General features: G+C 68.5%; 14 protein-coding genes. 10 read left to right on the top strand and 4 right to left on the bottom strand.

Features of this window, described 5'->3' with window-relative positions; all coding sequences use genetic code 11:
- Positions 1–141 precede the first annotated feature (141 nt).
- Positions 142–1,149, bottom strand: coding sequence for a LacI family DNA-binding transcriptional regulator (locus EEB19_RS14645; RefSeq protein ID WP_187587471.1), 1,008 nt, complete (start codon positions 1,147–1,149; stop codon positions 142–144).
- A gap of 117 nt (positions 1,150–1,266) precedes the next feature.
- On the opposite strand from EEB19_RS14645, the gene EEB19_RS14640 reads away from it, so the two are divergent.
- The 3 genes from EEB19_RS14640 (at position 1,267) to EEB19_RS14630 (ending at position 4,971) form a co-directional block, all read left to right on the top strand.
- Positions 1,267–2,454 carry an acyl-CoA dehydrogenase family protein gene (locus tag EEB19_RS14640; protein ID WP_187587438.1) on the top strand — a complete coding sequence of 396 codons (1,188 nt, stop codon included), beginning with the start codon at positions 1,267–1,269 and terminating at the stop codon, positions 2,452–2,454.
- Positions 2,451–3,620 (top strand): CaiB/BaiF CoA-transferase family protein, encoded by a 1,170-nt coding sequence (locus EEB19_RS14635; RefSeq protein ID WP_187587436.1) that lies wholly within the window; start codon positions 2,451–2,453, stop codon positions 3,618–3,620. The genes EEB19_RS14640 and EEB19_RS14635 overlap by 4 nt, the downstream gene beginning before the upstream one ends.
- Before the next feature lie 88 nt (positions 3,621–3,708).
- Positions 3,709–4,971, top strand: coding sequence for an MFS transporter (locus tag EEB19_RS14630; RefSeq protein WP_222929944.1), 1,263 nt, complete (start codon positions 3,709–3,711; stop codon positions 4,969–4,971).
- Between the two features lie 3 nt (positions 4,972–4,974).
- Here the strand turns inward: EEB19_RS14630 and disA are convergent, their stop codons facing one another.
- Positions 4,975–6,057, bottom strand: a complete 1,083-nt coding sequence (gene disA, locus EEB19_RS14625; protein ID WP_187587432.1) for a DNA integrity scanning diadenylate cyclase DisA — start codon at positions 6,055–6,057, stop codon at positions 4,975–4,977.
- Between the two features lie 110 nt (positions 6,058–6,167).
- On the opposite strand from disA, the gene EEB19_RS14620 reads away from it, so the two are divergent.
- Positions 6,168–6,677 (top strand): PaaI family thioesterase, encoded by a 510-nt coding sequence (locus EEB19_RS14620; RefSeq protein ID WP_187587469.1) that lies wholly within the window; start codon positions 6,168–6,170, stop codon positions 6,675–6,677.
- A gap of 47 nt (positions 6,678–6,724) precedes the next feature.
- Here the strand turns inward: EEB19_RS14620 and radA are convergent, their stop codons facing one another.
- Both radA and EEB19_RS14610 read right to left on the bottom strand, forming a co-directional pair.
- Positions 6,725–8,107: a DNA repair protein RadA gene (gene radA, locus EEB19_RS14615; protein ID WP_187587430.1), complete on the bottom strand. Its 1,383-nt coding sequence runs from the start codon at positions 8,105–8,107 to the stop codon at positions 6,725–6,727.
- Between the two features lie 196 nt (positions 8,108–8,303).
- Positions 8,304–8,930: a hypothetical protein gene (locus tag EEB19_RS14610; protein WP_262365672.1), complete on the bottom strand. Its 627-nt coding sequence runs from the start codon at positions 8,928–8,930 to the stop codon at positions 8,304–8,306.
- 343 nt (positions 8,931–9,273) lie between these two features.
- On the opposite strand from EEB19_RS14610, the gene EEB19_RS14605 reads away from it, so the two are divergent.
- The 6 genes from EEB19_RS14605 (at position 9,274) to EEB19_RS14580 (ending at position 14,454) form a co-directional block, all read left to right on the top strand.
- On the top strand, positions 9,274–9,762 hold the full coding sequence (locus EEB19_RS14605; RefSeq protein ID WP_005169342.1) for a CarD family transcriptional regulator: 489 nt from the start codon (positions 9,274–9,276) through the stop codon (positions 9,760–9,762).
- 10 nt (positions 9,763–9,772) lie between these two features.
- Positions 9,773–10,501, top strand: coding sequence for a 2-C-methyl-D-erythritol 4-phosphate cytidylyltransferase (gene ispD / locus EEB19_RS14600; RefSeq protein ID WP_262365671.1), 729 nt, complete (start codon positions 9,773–9,775; stop codon positions 10,499–10,501).
- 181 nt (positions 10,502–10,682) lie between these two features.
- Complete coding sequence (gene ispF, locus EEB19_RS14595; RefSeq protein ID WP_187587426.1) at positions 10,683–11,141, top strand: 2-C-methyl-D-erythritol 2,4-cyclodiphosphate synthase; 459 nt, start codon at positions 10,683–10,685, stop codon at positions 11,139–11,141.
- A gap of 55 nt (positions 11,142–11,196) precedes the next feature.
- The gene (gene cysS / locus EEB19_RS14590; protein ID WP_187587424.1) at positions 11,197–12,591 is read left to right on the top strand and encodes a cysteine--tRNA ligase; all 1,395 of its coding nucleotides are present in this window, start codon (positions 11,197–11,199) and stop codon (positions 12,589–12,591) included.
- Position 12,592: 1 nt separating this feature from the next.
- Positions 12,593–13,549, top strand: a complete 957-nt coding sequence (rlmB, locus tag EEB19_RS14585; protein ID WP_187587422.1) for a 23S rRNA (guanosine(2251)-2'-O)-methyltransferase RlmB — start codon at positions 12,593–12,595, stop codon at positions 13,547–13,549.
- A 143-nt stretch (positions 13,550–13,692) separates the two neighbouring features.
- Entirely contained in the window at positions 13,693–14,454 is a 762-nt protein-coding gene (locus tag EEB19_RS14580) for a LamB/YcsF family protein (RefSeq protein WP_187587420.1), read from the top strand.
- Positions 14,455–14,514 lie beyond the last annotated feature (60 nt).

Genomic DNA, 14,514 nt, shown 5'->3' with positions numbered 1-14,514 from the left:
CCATCGAACCCCGAGACGTCGCCTAACCAAACACCGGCCAACCAGGGTCGCAACCACCGACCCCATTCCAGCATGCCCCAGGGGGTCAGCTACCCAACTCACCTCACCGAACTCTTCGGATCAGGGATCGGGGGTCGCTCGTCAGGTCGTCGCCCGCGCGATGAGTTCGACGGGTAGCCGGACGGTTTCGGGGTCCTCGCCGTCGATGAGGCGGAGCAGTCGGGAGACCGCGGTCGCGCCGATGTCGTGTGCCGGGGACCGGACCGTCGTCAGCGGGACCGGCAGCTGCGCGACCACGGGGATGTCGTTGTAGCCGACGAGTGCGAGGTCAGCCGGGATGCGCAGTCCGAGGTCGCGGGCCACGCCCATCACGCCGATGGCGATCGTGTCGGACACCGTGAAGATCGCGCGCGGAGGACGGGCCGAACCCAGCAGTGCCGAACCGGCGGCGATCCCGCCGTCGACCTCGAACGTCGACTGCACGATCCGTTCCGGTGGCAACGGCACGCCGGCCGCATCGAGGGCCGATCGGAAGCCCGCGACCCGGTCGGTGGCGGTCGTCGCGTGAGCCGGACCGGCGATGACGGCGATGTCGGCGTGCCCCCGGTCGAGCAGGTGTGCTGCGGCGAGCTCTCCACCGCGCCGGTCGTCGCCCCCGACGAACGGGATGCCGGCATCGGCATGCCGGGTGACGGCGAGCAGGGGCACGCGCCCGATGGACAATGAGTCGATGAACGGTCGTCCGGGTGTGTGCAGGCTGCTGATCATCAAGCCGTCGACCTGGCGGCCGACGAGGAGTTCGATGGCCCTGCGCTGCGCGTCGAGATCGTCCGTGGGGCTCGAAAGCAACACCGAATAACCTGCGCGCGTGGCGGTTTCCTCGATGCCCTGATAGGTGGTGGCGACCACGCCGTCGGTGAGTCGCGTCATCACCACCCCGATGGTGGTGGTCTTGCGCGTTCGCAGGCTCGCCGCCCACAGGTTCGGCTGATAGCCGAGGTCGGCGGCGACGCGGCGCACCCGCAGCGCCGATTCCGACCACCCGTCGGCCGGTTCGCGCTGACGCAGGATCCGCGACGCGGTCGACACGTGCACGCCGGCCTGCTCGGCGATCTCCTTCAGCGTCGGCGCCCGGCCCCCGCCCCGCATACCCTGCTCCACCCGACCTCCCACGATGTTGACCTTCGTCCGCGCCGCACCTACCTTAGTGGATGCAAACGTTCTTGCAATCGTTCTTAGCACTGCTTTTGCCGATGGAGGCCTGATATGTCCCGCCCGCAGACCCTCAGCCAGCTGTTCGCCCTCGACGCACTGCTCGAGCCCGAGGAGATCGCGATCCGCGACACGGTGCGCAGCTTCGCCGACCAGAACCTCCGCCCGCACGTCGCGGACTGGTTCGAGAATGCGCAGATCCCCGCCCGGGACATCGCGAAGGAGTTGGGCTCGCTGGGCGTGCTGGGCATGCACCTCGACGGCTACGGCTGCGCCGGCATGAGTGCGACGTCCTATGGCCTCGCGTGTCTCGAGCTCGAGGCCGTCGACTCCGGTATCCGCAGCCTGGTCTCGGTGCAGGGATCACTCGCGATGTTCTCGATCCATCACTGGGGGAGCGAAGAGCAGAAGCAGGAGTGGCTGCCGCGGATGGCCGCCGGCGATGCGATCGGCTGCTTCGGCCTGACCGAACCCGACTTCGGCTCCAATCCGGCCGGAATGCGGACGAATGCGAAGCGAGACGGTGACGACTGGGTACTCAACGGCACCAAGATGTGGATCACCAACGGCTCGATCGCCGACGTCGCGGTGGTGTGGGCGCACACCGATCTCGAGGACGGGGCAGCCGGTATCCGTGGATTCGTCGTCCCCACGGACACACCGGGATTCACCGCCCCGGAGATCCACAAGAAGCTCTCGCTGCGCGCCTCGATCACCTCGGAACTGGTGCTGGAGGACGTCCGCCTGCCGCAGTCGGCGATGCTGCCCGAGGCGCGTGGCCTGCGCGGTCCGCTGACCAGCCTCGGGGAGGCGCGGTTCGGGATCATCTTCGGCGCCGTCGGCGCCGCGCGGGACTGCCTGGAGACCGCGATCGAGTATTCGCAGACACGTGAGGTCTTCGACAAACCGCTGGCGGGTTACCAACTGACACAGGCGAAGATCGCCGACATGGCACTCGAGGTGGGCAAGGCGCATCTGCTGGCGTATCACCTCGGCCGCATCAAGGACCGCGGCGAGATCACACCCGAGCAGGTGAGCACGGGCAAGCTCAACAATGTCCGCGAAGCGATCGCGATCGCTCGCGAATGTCGAACCATTCTGGGGGCCAACGGAATCACGCTCGAATACCCCGTCATCCGGCACGCCAACAATCTCGAGTCGGTGCTCACCTACGAGGGCACCTCCGAGGTGCACCAATTGACCATCGGCAAGGCACTCACCGGTGAGGGCGCCTTCCGATGAGCAACCGGTCCGGCGACGATCCGGCCGGCGCGCTCGGCGGTCTCGTGATCGCCGACTTCGGACGCGTGCTCGCCGGGCCGTATGCCACGATGCTGCTCGCCGATCTCGGTGCCGAGGTCGTCAAGGTCGAACGGCCCGGCTCCGGCGACGACACACGGGCCTGGGGACCGCCGTGGGTCGGTGAGACCGGCACCCGGGAGTCGACCTACTTCCTGTCGGTCAACCGCAACAAGCGTTCTGTGGCAATCGATCTCACCGACGACGACGGTCTCTCCGCGGCCCGAGAACTCGTCGCACGAGCCGACGTCGTGGTGGAGAACTTCCTGCCCGGTGCGATGGATCGACTCGGCCTCGGCTACGACGACGTCCGGGAGATCAATCCCGACATCGTCTACTGCTCGGTCACCGGCTTCGGCGGCGACAACCAGCTTCCCGGCTACGACCTGTTGATCCAGGCGGTCGGGGGATTGATGAGCGTCACCGGCCCCGACGCCGCGACGCCGACCAAGGTCGGTGTCGCGATGGTCGACGTCATCACGGGGCTGCATGCGGCGGTGGGGATCCTGGCCGCACTACGACACCGTGACCGCACCGGGGAAGGGCAGCGAGTGGAGGTCAATCTGCTGTCCTCGCTGCTGTCGGCGCTGGTCAACCAGACGTCGGCCTATGTCGCCGCGGGCGTGGTACCCCAAGCCATGGGCAACCGGCATCCGAGCATCTCGCCCTATGAGGTGTTCGCGACGGCGGATCGTCCGCTCGTGCTCGCGGTCGGCAACGACCGGCAGTTCGCGGCCCTCGTCGACGTCCTCGGCCATGCGGAGCTGGCCGCCGACGAGCGGTTCGCCACGAACGATGCCCGGGTCGCGAACCGGGTCGCCCTCGGGTCGATCCTCGACGACGTCCTCGCGACCGACACCGCCGACGCCTGGTTCGAGAGACTCACGGCGCGGCGGGTCCCCTGTGGCCCGCTCAACGACATCGCCGACGCGATCGCGCTCGCCGAGCGTCTCGGGCTGACCCCGGTCGTCGAGGTCGACGACCCGCGCCGCGACGGTCCGATCCGTCAGGTGGCCAACCCGATCCGGCTGTCCGGGACGCCTGCGACCTATCGGTCGGCGCCGCCGCGGCTGGGCGAGGACAGCGAGGCGGCACTGCCCGCACGGTGACCTCCCTCGGCGCGTCGTCCGGCGCGCCGCGACTCGCCGGATCGCAGTCGTTGCCACCCGACCACCGACGGCGTTTCATCGACCGGTGATGGTCCGCCGCGGTCTCGGACGCCCGTTCGAACTCCTCTGGGCGGCGTTCGCCGTGAGCAGCTACGGCACGTGGTTGGGATTCGGTGCATTCGCGATCGTGGCCGTCCAGGTCCTGCACGAGGGGCCCGCCCAGGTCGCCGTACTGTCGTCGGCCGGGCTCGCGGTCGGTGCCCTCCTCGCCCTGCCGATCGGCCCATGGGTGGAATTCCGCCGGAAGCGTCCGGTCATGATCGCCATGGACCTGACCCGCTTCGGCGCGTTGGCCACGCTTCCGATCGCCTACGCGTTCGGTGCACTGACCTTCGGACAGCTTCTCGTGGTGTCGGTCGTCGTCGCAGCGTCGAAGATCGCGTTCGGCGCGGCGAGCGGTGCGTTCGTGAAGGATGTCGTCGAGCCGTCGGACCTGTTGCGGGCCAACAGCCGCTTCGAGTCGACGACGTGGTCGGCGACGGTGATCGGGCCGACGCTCGGTGGTGCGATGGTCGGGCTCGTCGGTCCCGTCGTCACCATCTGTGCCGACGCCGTCAGCTACCTGCTCTCCGCGTGCGGGATCGTGGCAATCGGACGTGATGCCGAGACCTGTCCGCCGGGGCGGCCCGCGGGTCGGACGCGGCTCGCGGATCTCGCCGAGGGATGGCGGTACATCATCGGGCATCGGCGTCTGCGACTTCTGTTCGTGAACGTCGTCGCGGTCAACGGCCTGATCATGGCGGGTGAGCCACTCCTGGCCGTGCTGATGCTCGGAGATCTCGGATTCTCCGCGTGGCAGTACGGTCTGGCCTTCTCCGTGCCCTGCCTCGGCGGTCTGATCGGCGCGCGCTGCGCCGGCCGCATGGTCGCACGCTTCGGGACCCACGGGATTCTCATCGGGGCCGGCACTGCCCGTGCATGCTGGCCGATCGGCCTCGCCTTCGTCGGGCCCGGCGTCGGTGGCCTGGCCGTGGTGATGATCACCGAGTTCGGACTCATCCTGTGCTGCAGTCTCTTCAACTCGGTGTTCGCCACCTACCGACAACGCCAGACGCCTGCCGATCGCCTGACACGGCTGCTGACATCGTGGTCGATCACGACCAGCCTCAGCATCGCTGCGGTCACCGCACTCGGCGGACTGCTGGCCGCGGCCACCTCACCGCGTGCCGCACTCGTCGTCGCGGGGGTGCTGCTCCTGCTGACGCCCTTCGTGCTGATCGGGCTCCGACGCGGGACACCGTCGTCCGCCGACGTCGTCGGCCAGGGCGCCGAGTCGACAGCCACGGCCTGATCCCTACTCGTAGCGTTCGATGCTGCTCTCGGCGAGACGGGACAGTCCCTCCCGGATGTGGCGCGCCCAGATGCTACCGATGCCCTCGATGGCCTGAAGGTCGGCGGCGCTGGTCGCGAGGAGTGCCTGCAACGTGCCGAAACTGCGTACCAGCCGGTCGATGTGGGCGAACTGCAGGCGGGAGATCCGGGCGAGCAGACGGTAGCCGCGGGGACTCATCGCGGTGTCCTGGGCCTCGATCGTCGTCGGATAGCCGAACGCCCCGGCGAGCAAGGTGAGATCGAGGAGGTCGGTGTCGGAGAGTTGCTCGATGGTCTCGAGGGCCTGACGCACCTCCTCGGTGCTGGCGGGCTCGGGGCTGGCGTAGTAGTCGCGGACCAGGAGTTCGCGCATGGTGTCGTTGTCGCTGATCAGTTCCTCGAGCTGCAGGCTGACCTGACGTCCGTTCACGCCCAGTTCGAGGACGTACTCCTCGATCTCCACGGACACGCGGCGGACCATCTCCATCCGTTGTGCGGTCGACATCGCGTCGCGTAGCAACACGAAGTCCTCGATCTCGGCCCGAGACAAGCCGGCGATCACCTCGTCGAGGCGCATCTTGTAGCGCTCGAGCGTGGCGAGCGCGACGTTCGCGCGAGAGAGGATGGGATCCGGACTCTCGACGACGCGACGGGCGCCGTCGACGTACACGCTGACGATCGACATCGACGCGCTCACCGAGATCACCGGATGACCGGTCTGGATGGCGGTGCGTTCGGCGGCGCGGTGGCGGGTGCCGGACTCCTCGGTCGGGATCGACGGGTCCGGGACGAGCTGCACATTGGCGCGGACGATCCGCTTGCCGTCGGTCGAGAGGACCACCGCCCCATCCATTTTCGCGAGCTCGCGCAGCCGGGTCGGGGCGAACTCGACATCGAGGTGGAAGCCGCCGTCGCAGATCTTCTCGACGTCGGAGTCGTGTCCGAGGACGATCAGCGCGCCGGTGCCGCCACGAAGGATTCGCTCGAGGCCGTCGCGCAGTCCACTGCCCGGTGCCACTCGCGCCAGGGTCTCCCTGGCGAGTTCGGATCTGACGATCTCCGCCATCACGGCCTTCCTGCTCGTACGAGGTGGTCCGCCCACCGCGTACAGGTGTGCTCCGACTAGGGTAACGGGACGTGAAGAGCAGTTTTGTCGTGCCCACCGACCTCGATCCGATGGAACGCCATCCCAAGGCGGTCCCGCCGGGCGGCCGCATGCGGATGCACAACCCGCTGTGTTACGGATGTGGCGAGGAGGCGGCGCAGGGTCTGCATCTCGAGATCTACGCGGGGGAGGACTTCGCGATTCACGCGCGGATGGCGGTGGAAGCCCGCTTCGAGGGCGGTCCGGGTGTCATCCACGGCGGTGTGCTGTCGACGGCGTTCGACGACGTGATGGGGATGGCGCCGTTGCTGATCGGACCGTCGGCGGTGACGGTGCACCTCGAGGTCGACTATCTGCGTCCCATCCCGATCGGCTCGACATTGGAGTTCACCGCGACTCTGCTCGGGCGGCAACGTCGCAAGCTCTACACCGAGGGGGCGGCGCACATCGGTGACCCGGACGCTCCCGTCGCGGTGGCCCACGGGATCTTCGTCTCGATCAACGCGCGCGAACATTTCGCCGATCACCTCGAGAAGAGTCAGCTCTCCGACGAGTACAAGCAGCGGATGTCGCGCCCCTGACGCCTGGTCCGCGGACTCGGGGCGACACGGGCGCACCGCGTTGTCCGTCAGAACGGTGCGTCGGCGACGTCTCGGGACTCCGCGGCGACGGCCTGGGCCAGGTTGTCCACCCGGGTGACGCGGATGCCCGTCGGCAGTTTCTCGTCGGTCCCGGCCGGGATGATCGCGTGGGCGAAACCGAGTCGCTTCGCCTCCGCGACGCGGCGCGCCACCGCCGACACGCGGCGGACCTCGCCGGCGAGTCCCACCTCGCCGATCGCCACCGTGTTGTACGGGATCGGGCGATTGTTGAACGTGGAGGCGATGGCCAGCGCGAGCGCGAGGTCGGCGGCCGGTTCGGTCACACGCATCCCGCCCACGGTCGAGACATAGATCTCCTGATCGTGCAGCTTCAGACCGAGCCTGCTCTGCAGCACCGCGATCACCATCGCCACCCGTGCCGAGTCCACCCCGGAGACCGCCCGTCGCGGCATCGCCATCGAGCTCGTGTTGGCCAGCGCCTGCACCTCGCCGACGAGTGCTCGTTTACCGTCCATCGTGACCATCGCGGTCGATCCGCTGACGTCGTCGTCGCGCTGATGCAGGAAGATCCCCGACGGATCGGGCACCTCGTGGATGCCGTCGTCGCGCTGCTCGAAGCAGCCCACCTCGTCGGAGGCGCCGAAGCGGTTCTTGATCCCGCGGATCATCCGGAGGCTCGAATGGCGGTCCCCCTCGAACGACAGCACGACGTCGACGAGGTGTTCGAGTGAGCGTGGGCCGGCGACCGCGCCGTCCTTGGTGACGTGGCCGACCAGGATCACCGCCACCCCACGGTTCTTCGCCATCGAGACCAGCGCGGTGGTGACCGCCCTGATCTGCGTCACGCCACCGGTGACACCGTCGGTGCCGGTGGCGACGACCGTCTGCACCGAGTCCATGATCACCAGCGTCGGGTTCACCGCGTCGATGTGACCGAGAATGGTGGCGAGGTCGGATTCGGCTGCGAGATAGACGTTCTCGTGCACCGCGTCGGTGCGTTCGGCGCGCATCCGCACCTGCCCGGCCGATTCCTCGCCGGTGAGGTAGAGCGCAGTGCGGCCACCTCGGGCCCAGTGTTTGACGGCCTCGAGCAGCAGCGTCGACTTGCCGACGCCGGGTTCACCCGCCAGCAGGATCACCGATCCCGGGACCACCCCGCGGCCGAGTACACGGTCGAGTTCGCCGATGCCGGTCGCGATGGCCAGCGACGAGTTCGCGTCGATCTCCGTGATCGGCCGGGCGGGGCTCGTCGGCGCGACCCCGCCGAGACCGCCCCCGCGCGTGCCGGTCGCGACGCCGGCGACCTCGTCGACCGTGCCCCACTCGCCGCAGTCGGGGCAGCGGCCAACCCATTTGGCGACCGAGTGTCCGCAGGCGCTGCAGCGGAAGGAGGATCTGGGTTTGGCCACGCGATCACCCTACTGGGCATCGCCGACAGCGAGTCCGATCCCGGTGGTCGGGTACGCGTCCTCGGCAGAGTCGAACCGAGAACCGCCCCGACGAGAACCACCCCGACTGCGAAACATCACCTTCGTTCGAAACCGAGGTGGTGTTCTGCAATCGGGGTGGATCGGAAAAGCCTTGTGCGCGAAGCGCGCAGGTGGGTCAGTGGCCGCCGGTGTGCTCGTCGGCGGGCTCCTCGGCCTGGCGGATCTTGTCCTGCCGGATGAGGTAGGTGCCGGAGTCGACCGGGGTGTTCATCGTGATGGAGCCGGACTTCTCGAAGCGGAATGTCAGCGGCGTGGTGAGCCCCGGTGCGACGGAGTCACCCGCGTTGGACAGGACGACGGTGAGGCGCTTCTCCTCGTCGGTCGTCTTGATGTCGTCCGGCTCGAGCAGTCCGATCGGCTTGCCCGCGCGCAGTGCCTGCCCCGCCGGGATCTCGGTGTTGCCGGCGAGGGTCACCGAACCGCCCTTGGGGGCGTCGATGCCGAGCAGACGGTCGTTCTCCACGGGGTCGATGTTGCTGATCACGAACGACACCTGGAAGGGGCCGCCGTTGCCGAACACCTCGTCGGCCTTGTCGGTGGGGTAGATGATCTGCACGTTGCGCAGCTGCATCGAACCGACGTTGGCGGTGTTGCCGTTCACCGCCGGTTCCTGATTCGCGGTCTGTGAGATCTGGCCGGCGCCGCATGCGGTGCTGCCGAGCGCGAGTGCGATGCCGAAGGCGGCGACCGTGACCGCCTTGAGCGTCCGCCCTCCGATCGCACGTCCATTGACCGTACGCACAGCCGAACGCCGAGCGGTTTTCCGAAGCACAGACACCCGTTCCTCCCAGGTCATCGAAGGCCGACACGCACATGTCGCGAACCCTGCACTACGCAGCGTAGTGGGCATGGGTGGCAAAAGTCCGATCGGGTGCCCGATTGGTGTCGCGAACCTGGTGCGGCGGAGTGTGTCCGGGGCATGGCGCGACGCCGCTGCGAGGGCGATCACAGTGGGTGTTTACGCTGGTCCACCGGCCCTGGTGACAGCGCGCTCGCCGCTCGTTCATGGCCTTGACCTGCACCGTTGGGTGGGCGCTCTCGGACGCCCGTGCTAGACTGGCTCTACTCGAAAGGGGCACGGAACATTGAATTTCAAAGTTGGCGACACCGTTGTCTACCCACATCACGGTGCTGCTCGGGTCGAAGACATCGTGACTCGGACCATCAAGGGTGAGCAGATCGAATACCTCGTTCTCAAAGTTGCCGATGGTGACATGACCGTTCAGATCCCCTCGACGAAGCTGGAGTACGTCGGCGTTCGTGACGTCGTCGGCGAAGAGGGTCTCGACCAGGTTTTCCAGGTGCTACGCGCCCCGCACACGGAGGAACCCACCAACTGGGCCCGCCGGTTCAAGGCGAACCAGGAGAAGCTCATCTCCGGCGACATCATCAAGGTCGCCGAGATCGTTCGTGACCTGTGGCGTCGCGAGCAGGACCGCGGTCTGTCGGCAGGCGAGAAGCGCATGCTGACCCGCGCACGTCGGGTGCTCGTCGACGAACTGTCACTGGCACAGAACACCGACGACGAGAAGGCGACCAGCATTCTCGACGAGGTCCTCGCCGCCGCGTCCTGACGCATTCGTGGTGACTGCCATCGGCGACCCGGACATCGCCCGGGCCGGCGCGACGGTCGGCGTGATCATCCCGGCCGCCGGGTCGGGGACCCGGCTCGGTGAGCGGGTGCCGAAGGCGTTCGTCGACCTTCACGGCCGAACGATTCTGGAGGTCTGCGTCGCGGGCGTCGTCGACGCCGCGGTCGCGACGACCATCGTCGTCGTCGTTCCGGCCGATCTCGTTGACAGGGCTCGCAGGCTGGTTCCCGACGCGATCGTCGTCGCCGGCGGCGCCCACCGATCGGACTCGGTCAGGGCCGGCATCGATGCTGTCGGCAGCGCCGCGGACATCCTGCTCGTCCATGACGCCGCGCGACCGCTGACCCCGTCCGCGGTGTTCGGGCGGGTCGTCGCGGCCGTCCGTTCCGGTCACCCCGCCGTGGTGCCCGGACTGCCCGTCGCAGACACGCTCAAACAGATCGAACCGGGATCGGCCGGCGGTACCGAACGGGTCGCCGCGACGGTCGACCGCGACCTGCTGCGTGCCGTGCAGACGCCGCAGGGCTTCACCCGCGACGCGCTCCTCGCAGCGCACGCGGACACCGGTGGGCTCGCCACCGACGACGCCGGCCTGGCCGAGCGCTGCGGTATCCCGGTCCACGTCGTCGCCGGCGATCCGCTGGCACTGAAGATCACCACGCCCTGGGACCTGCGGATCGCGCGTGACATCGTCGCCAAGTCGCCGCTGTCGGCCGAGTAGGTTTGCCGGCCGCGCGTTCGCACTCCGCTGGTCGAGCAGCGTCGCGCGTTGACGTCCGCTGGTGGAGCGCGTCGCGCGTTCATCTCCGTTGGTCGAGTAGCGTCGCACGAGCGCAGCGAGTCCGGCGCGTATCGAGACCATCGAGACCCACCGACCCCATCGACACCCAGGAGCCCCACCCATGAGAGTCGGTATCGGCAGCGACGCCCACCGCGTCGTCGACGGCACGCCGTGCTGGATGGTCGGTCTGAATTTCCCCGACGCGCCCGGATGTGAAGGGCATTCCGATGGTGACGTCGGCGCCCACGCCCTGTGCGATGCGGTGCTGTCGGCCGCCGGCCTCGGCGATGTCGGGTCGGTCTTCGGAACGGGACGTCCCGAGTGGGAGGGCGTCTCCGGTGTCGCCATGCTCGAACATGTCCGCACGCTCGTCGCCGCCGAAGGACTCACGATCGTCAACGCCGCCGTCCAGGTGATCGGCAACCGGCCGAAGATCGGTCCCCGCCGCGAGGACGCCCAGCGAGTGCTCGGCGCGGCGCTCGGCGCACCGGTGTCGGTGTCGGCGACGACCACCGACGGCCTGGGGATGACCGGCCGGGGCGAGGGCGTGGCCGCCGTCGCGACCGCACTGCTGGACTGACGCCCACGGCCGTCGGGTCCCGGATCGCGAATCTGACCAGGTAGGATTGCTCGTCGTGACCTTGCGCCTGTTTGACACCGCTACCCGAGAGGTGCGCGACTTCGTCCCGCTGCACCCCGGACACGCATCGGTGTACCTCTGTGGCGCGACCGTCCAGGGAGTCCCGCACATCGGGCACGTCCGCAGCGGCATCGCCTTCGACGTGCTGCGTCGCTGGCTCGAACACAAGGGCCTCGACGTCCTGTTCGTCCGCAACGTCACCGACATCGAGGACAAGATCCTCCGCAAGGCCGAGGAGGCCGGCCGGCCCTGGTGGGAATGGGCCGCCACGCACGAGCGCGCCTTCGACACGGCCTACGACGCGCTCGGCGTGCTGCCGCCGTCGGGAGAGCCGCGGGCCACCGGGTTCATCACGCAGATGGTCGAGTACATGGAACGGCTGATCGAGCGTGGGCACGCCTATGCGTCCGACGGGAACGTCTACTTCGACGTGCTCAGCCTGCCCGACTACGGTGCGCTGTCGGGGCATCGTCTCGACGACGTGCACCAGGGTGAGAGCGCGGGCACCGGAAAGCGGGATGCCCGGGACTTCACCCTGTGGAAGGCGGCCAAACCCGATGAGCCGTCGTGGCCGACGCCGTGGGGACCCGGTCGCCCGGGCTGGCACCTCGAATGCTCGGCGATGGCCACGTCATTACTCGGTCCCGAGTTCGACATTCATTGTGGCGGAATGGATCTCATCTTCCCGCATCACGAGAACGAGATCGCGCAGGCGCACGGCGCGGGAGATCCGTTCGCGCGCTACTGGTTACACAACGGCTGGGTGACCATGGGCGGCGAGAAGATGAGCAAGTCGCTCGGCAACGTCGTGTCGATCCCGGCGATGCTCGAACGCGTGCGGGCCGTCGAACTCCGCTATTACCTGGGCAGTGCCCACTACCGGTCGATGTTGGAGTACTCCGACGGCGCGCTCACCGAGGCGGCCGCCGGATACCGTCGCGTCGAGTCCTTCGTGGCCCGGGTGTCTGCGCGGGTCGGCGATGTACCGGTCGGCGACATCCCCGATGAGTTCGCCGGCGCCCTCGACGACGACCTGGGCGTCCCGGCGGCCCTGGCCGCCGTGCACAACGCTGTGCGACAGGGCAACACGGCACTCGAGTCCGGAGACGGTTCGGGTGCGCTCGCGGCGGCGTCGTCGGTGCGGGCGATGATGGGCATCCTCGGTGTCGATCCGCTCGACCCGCACTGGGTCGACGAGGGTGCCGACGAGTCCGCCGCCACCACGGCACTCGACGTGCTGGTGCGCGCCGAATTGCAGCGTCGCGCACGGGCGCGCGCGGAAAAGGACTGGGCGACCGCGGATGCGGTGCGGGACCGGCTCGCCGAGGCGGGTATCGAGGTCACCGACACCCCCGACGGTGCGCAGTGGTCGCTGAAGGGAACCTCCTGACATGGCCGGTAACTCGAAACGCAAAGGCGCGGTCCGCAAGACGGGCAGCAAGAAGGGGCAGACCGTCGGTTCCGGTGGTCAGCGACGACGCGGTCTCGAGGGGCGCGGCGCAACCCCCAAGGCAGTCGACCGTCCGTACCATCCGGCGCACAAGCGCGCGAAGGCCACGGCGAAGTCGGTCGCCGGTCGCGGTGGACCCAACCGGAATCGCAAAGACGACGGCCCGGAGTACGTGCTGGGCCGGAACCCGGTGCTGGAGTGTCTGCGGGCGGGCGTCCCGGCGACGGCGCTCTACATCGCGACGAACTCCGAGCCCGACGAACGTGTCGCCGAGGCGGTCAAGTTCGCCGGGGACGCCGGTGTGTCCATCCTCGAGGTCGGCAAGCCCGAACTCGACCGGCTGTCGTCGAACGGTCTGCATCAGGGCATCGCCCTTCAGGTCCCGGAATATCAGTACGCCCACCCGGATGACCTGATGCGCGCGGCGATCGACAGCGGCACGCCCCCACTGCTGGTGGCGCTCGACAACATCACCGATCCACGCAATCTCGGCGCGGTCATCCGCTCGGTTGCCGCGTTCGGCGGGCACGGTGTGGTGATCCCGCAGCGTCGTAGCGCGAGTGTCACCGCGGTGGCATGGCGGACGAGCGCCGGCGCGGCGGCTCGACTGCCCGTCGCGCAGGCGTCGAATCTGACTCGCACGCTGAAGGATTGGGCAGCGTCGGGGGCTCAGCTCGTCGGACTCGACACCGAGGGCGACGTCACGCTCGACGACTACGACGGCACCGGACCGACGGTCATCGTCGTCGGCTCCGAAGGCAAGGGCCTGTCGCGTCTGGTCCGTGAGACCTGCGACTCGATCCTGTCGATACCCATGGCAGGGAACGTCGAGAGCCTGAATGCCTCCGTCGCGGCCGGCGTCGTACTCGCGGAGTTCGCTCGCCAGCGTCGTCGCTGAGCGCAGCATTCTGATCGCGCCGACGGCAACCGCAGTATCGCCGACGGCAACCGCAGTACGGCCGACGGCAACGGCAGAACCGCGGACGGCAACCAGAATGCCGCCGCCGGCAACCGGGGGCGGGCCTCACTAGACTCGGCGCCATGTCGAGCTCAGCACGCTCCGGTCCGACGGTCGATCTGAACGCCGACCTCGGCGAGGGCGTGGGTGACGACGAGGCCATGCTCGCCGTCGTCACCAGTGCGAACGTCGCCTGTGGATTCCATGCCGGGACGCCGCGCGAACTCGTGGCGACCTGTCGGGCCGCGGCCGCTGCCGGCGTGCGCATCGGTGCGCAGGTGTCCTACCCCGACAAGGAGGGTTTCGGCCGACGGTTCATGGACATCGAGCCAGCGCAGTTGACCGCGGACATCCTCTACCAGATCGGTGCGCTCGACGCGATCGCGCGATCCGTCGGCACGCAGGTCACGTACGTGAAACCGCATGGCGCACTGTATAATTCGATAGGCACACATGAGCAGCAGGCCGACGCCGTCGTCGCGGCGATCGTCGAACTCGGTGGGGCGCTGCCATTGATGGGTCTGCCCGGGTCGCTCTCCCTGCGCCTCGCGGCCGAGCGTGGCCTCTCGGTGATCACCGAGGCGTTCGCGGACCGTGCCTATAGACCGGACGGGTCATTGGTTCCGCGGTCGGAGTCGGACGCCGTCCTGACCGACACCGCCGAGATCGCACGAAGGGTCGTCAGGTTGGTCGAGCACGGCGAGGTGATGGCGGTCGACGGGTCACGCGTGCAGGTGTCGGCGGAATCGATCTGCCTCCACGGTGACACCCCGGGAGCAGTCGAGCATGCGCGCGCGGTGCGGGCAGCCCTCGCCGACGCAGGGGTGGTCGTGGCAGCGGGCTGAGGATCTCTGATCGACGCGGCGGTCGCGAGGTTGCCGTCGGCAATTCTGGGGTTGCCGTCG

Source organism: Gordonia sp. OPL2 (assembly GCF_003797825.1).
Classification (GTDB): Bacteria; Actinomycetota; Actinomycetes; order Mycobacteriales; family Mycobacteriaceae; genus Gordonia.
Note: the sequence above shows the minus strand (reverse complement) of the source record. Positions and strands in the feature narration are given on the sequence as shown.